This is a genomic window from Limnohabitans sp. (assembly GCF_040400975.1).
Classification (GTDB): Bacteria; Pseudomonadota; Gammaproteobacteria; order Burkholderiales; family Burkholderiaceae_C; genus Limnohabitans_A.
This window is the reverse complement of the sequence record NZ_JBBAPF010000058.1, coordinates 1-4079: the sequence shown is the minus strand read 5'-3', so window position 1 is coordinate 4079 and position 4079 is coordinate 1. Positions and strand designations below refer to the sequence as shown.

The 4079-nt window shown below is 64.6% G+C and carries 1 protein-coding gene; it reads right to left on the bottom strand.

Annotated elements, in window-relative coordinates; genetic code table 11:
* Positions 1 to 3176 precede the first annotated feature (3176 nt).
* Complete coding sequence (locus tag ABWQ00_RS15630) at positions 3177 to 3530, bottom strand: hypothetical protein (protein ID WP_353239580.1); 354 nt, start codon at positions 3528 to 3530, stop codon at positions 3177 to 3179.
* Between the last annotated feature and the right edge of the window lie 549 nt (positions 3531 to 4079).

Here is a 4079-nt window from a genome sequence, read left to right as displayed (position 1 = left end):
GCAACAAGGGCAACACCGACCACCCAAGACCATGCAATCGCCCCCCAAACAGCAACCAATGGTCATAAAACAATTAGGCAGCACCAAACCTATACAGTTGCTCATCCGAACTAACTCGAACAAAGGAGACGATTACTATCATGCACGAAACCCCCCACAACCGCACGCAATAAATCAGCGGACGGTGTTCATAATCACTTCGATGGGATCCAAGGGCTGTCACACCTGCGCTTCGCCACTTTGCTCATCCTGAAACAGAAATCGAAGCACCCAACTGCCCGGCCAAAGCTGGATGCATTAACTCGCCCGATGAACCAAACAAGAAATGCATTGTTGTGTGCGAGCAAAGCCAGCAAGCCAGAACCACAACCAAGCATCCATCCCCATGATCCCCCAAGCCAGCCGTGCAACGTGTCTGCCTTCCTGCACTCACCGATGCAAACCAACATCAGCAGGTTGCCTTGGATATCGGTAGGTCGTCTCATTGGTGAGAGTGTTCCACCAATAAGTGTACCCCGCATCGTCCTCTAAGGGGATCCATCCAAAGAAGAAGCGGAATGCACCTGGAGGTACGGTCACACTGGCAGCTGGGGCGTGCAAAGGAAAGGCAACCCGCGGCGGCGGAGGCACAGGCCGGCTCCCCAAGCAAGGCATGAGGGGTGCCCGAAGAGAGAAGGCGCCGGCTCCGTGCGAACCTGCAGCCGAGAGCATCATGCCTGCCCCTGGTCCGCCAGAATCCACCGACTGCAAGGGCCACCGTCGAACGACCTGTGGATTCGGCACCACTGCAGTCGCCGGCCGCGCAAGACTGGGGTCATACGAGGCTGCAGAAGCTCCCACCTCCCACACATCACGGTCAACATGCTTTTTTGCACACACGCGAGCGTAGGCAAAAAAACACCCTTGTGCAGTGCTCACACTGTCCTCCGGCAGCGACCGGGACGCCGCGAAGCGGCCATGCACGCTAATTCAGAAGCCAACGTCGTCGTCCGGCACCGGCACGCCAACAACAACGTCATCATCCTCATTACCAACCGCGCCCGCTGCCACGCCAGGAGCACGGTGCCCGAGGTCGGGCCCGCCCGCCGCAGTGTCAGTGCCAGAGTGCCGAAGCGGTGCCCGAAGTCGGGCCTGCCGCCGCAGGCCTGCCCGAGGTTGGGTCAAGATGCTGAATGCCTCGTCCTCAGGCCAAGGGGCCCCGATGCTCTGCCAGTAGGGGTCGTTCACCGCCGCGCCAAGCGGTGCATCCCTCGCAGCGGCGAGGGCAGGGCCCAAAGCACGCGCAGTATCGTCCTGGGTCCGCGACAAAGCTGATGCACTAGCAGTACTGCCCTGGGACCGCGACAAAGCCAAAGCACAGGCAGCATCGCCCTGGGGCTGCGACAGAGCCGACGCACAAGCAGTATTGCCCTGGGACTGCAACGAAGCCGAGGCACAAGATAGGCTGCCCTGGACCCTATGCAAAGGATCATGCTGGTGATGGTGACGGCGGCAATGCTCATCCGCATCATCGTCATTGGAAGGTCCCACAGAGAGTCCCCAGGAGGTGGGAAAAGTCCGCGGCACAGCCAATGCACAAGCAGTATTGCCTTGAGTCCGCGACAAAGCCGAGGCGCAAGCAGTACTGCCCGGAGTCCGCGGTAAAGCCGATGCACAAGCCGCAGGACTGAGCCGACCACGAAGGAGACCATCGGCGGGCTGAGCGCCCCCAGGTTCCCGGCGAGCGTTGGCGGGAGGTCGATGATGAGCAGCAGGAGAAGATGCGGCGCCGCCGACCGGCGCCAGGAGCATCGGATCTGCTCGGCTGGAACCTCCCCGTAATCGTGCGCCGCGGGCTTCGTCAACAACGTCTCCTCTCCGGTAGCCGTGGTGCACCCCCTGGCGTACTCCAGGTACACCGCCTGGTCCGCGCTGCCGAAGGTGACCATTACCATGCCCTCCCCGCCTGTGCAGCCGCGCAATCTGCCACCGGAGAGCAGCAATCTGGATCCGCGCGGCCGCAAGGTCCCGGCCACGTCGTCGCCGCAGCTCACGGCGCCATCTGCGCTGGATGGTCCTCGCGCCCCACAGCCAGCGTTTGGCCACTGAACGGCGCCAGAGCTGCTGCAGCCAGGGATCCAAGGAAGGCGGAGCTCCCCTTGCGCATTGCCGATTCAGGCAGCGTCCACAGCAAGCAGGGTTCAGCCTCGAGCAAAGCGGGTTGGAGCACTGCCAGTCGATATAGGCGTGCCCGATCTGCCTCATCCCTGCCTGGCGTTCGGCCAGAGCGAGCCGCAGGGCTCCCTCGCGCTGCACCTTCCGCTCTTGTTCCGGCCTCAAGGGGATGCCAGCGGCCTGCTGCACCCGCAACCGCTGGATATCGTGCAGCACACGCCGAGCTCGGTCGACCGAGGGCACGGGGCCCGGCAGGAGGTGACAAGGAGGAGCCTCGCTGCTTTCAGCCAGGACGCGCCGAATGATGACCTGCTGGTCCTGCGTGCGCCGTCCCGCCAACGAGATTCTCCCAGCTTCGTTGTGGGGTCTGCGCCATGCATGCAGTCCTCAATCCAGCCCAACCTCAATGGCAGTATCACGCCCTGGGTACCGTAAAACGATCCGCCTCCGATGAAAGCTGCAGAGCTCGAAACTCACCCGGCAACCTCGCAGCCGGTAGTTGGCACTGAGAGCCTCCAACCCCTGCCGCGTGTCCTCGGTGGCGTCATGCCCGCCGTCGCCAGCACGCCCGGTGGTGAAGATGCGGACGCGGTGCACGCCAGCTCCCAACAGCACGTCCACCAAATGGACCAACGGCTCGCGTTGCCATGGCGCCGCCAGATAAGGCTCATGGATGTCAGCCTGCGAAGCATACGGGAGCCACATGGAGCAGACGCGCCGCCAGTCCCACCCCAGCGCATTCCGAGGAATCTGGATCACCTGCAGAACTCCATGGGCCGAGTCCAACCGCAGGACGCGGTCACCAGGGCCGGCGAGTTCCGAAGCTCCGTGTCCGTCCTGCAATCCCGGGCGGCAGGCAGCCACCGTGCCTGCTGACGCCGCCGGCTGTGCACGAAACAACCCGGACCACTCACGGCTGACAACAGTGATCGCAGCCAGCGTGCACCCGTCAAGGAAGGAGGCCGCTCGCTGTGCAACCCGCGGAGGCGCCCAGTCAAGTCGAAGGACCAGGACCTCGGAAGTCAGGTCGGCGTTCTCGGCCTGCCGGCCCTCTGCCGCCCGGATGCGTGCCACCACCTCATGGGCAGCACGAACCTCAGCCGCTTCCTGTGCCAAGGCAATCCGCTGACGAAGCTCGTCCAGCTCAGAGTCGTCCGAGACGCTCTCCTCTCTAACTTCTTCACTGCATCGAAGAGCTTCCCGAAGCCCTCCTCCGGGTCGCAGTCCTGGTCGCTGTCCTGGGTCGCTCCTCGGGTCCGCATGTGGTTCTGTTCCTTCGGCGAGGTGCGCAAGCCAGGCAGCAGAAGCTGCGCCCGCCGCGGGTCCAGCAGCAGGTAGGAGGGCAGCGAGTGGAAGTTCGCGAGGTCGGTGTCCACGTCGGCGTCCCACTCGTTGTCCCGCGGCACCGGCGGCACCGGGCGCAGCGGCAGAGTCGCGACCCGTCTCGCCACGGCCGCTCCGCTGCAGGTGATTCAGCTGGGTGCCGGAGGCCCTTGCGATCCACTGGGCGTCGACGTCGAAGTTGTGGGTGGCAGCATTCCGGCGCTGCCGCGCAAGGCCGCAAGGTGCCGTCCCTCGGACGCGTGCCTCCAGGACGGGAGCCACCAGCTGCAAGCGCCGCCCGAGCTCACCGACACCATCCCCCGCGGCGCCAGCAGAGGACAGTACCGTCCGGAGGAGGGTCAGCTCGGCAGTGCACCGCTCCAGCTGCGCACGGCAAGAGTCGCGAGTAGCCCGCCGCTGGGACCTCCTCCAGACTGTACGGCTCTGGCGCCCCCGGCTCGCGGGGGCCCCGGCACCGCCAGCGGCCGCCGACTCGGCCTCCGTCAGCGCCGCCGTAGCCATTCCCAAGTGCCCCCCGGCAGGCTTGAGCCAAAATGGCTACGGACACACCGCACACACGCGCACACACGCACACACGCACG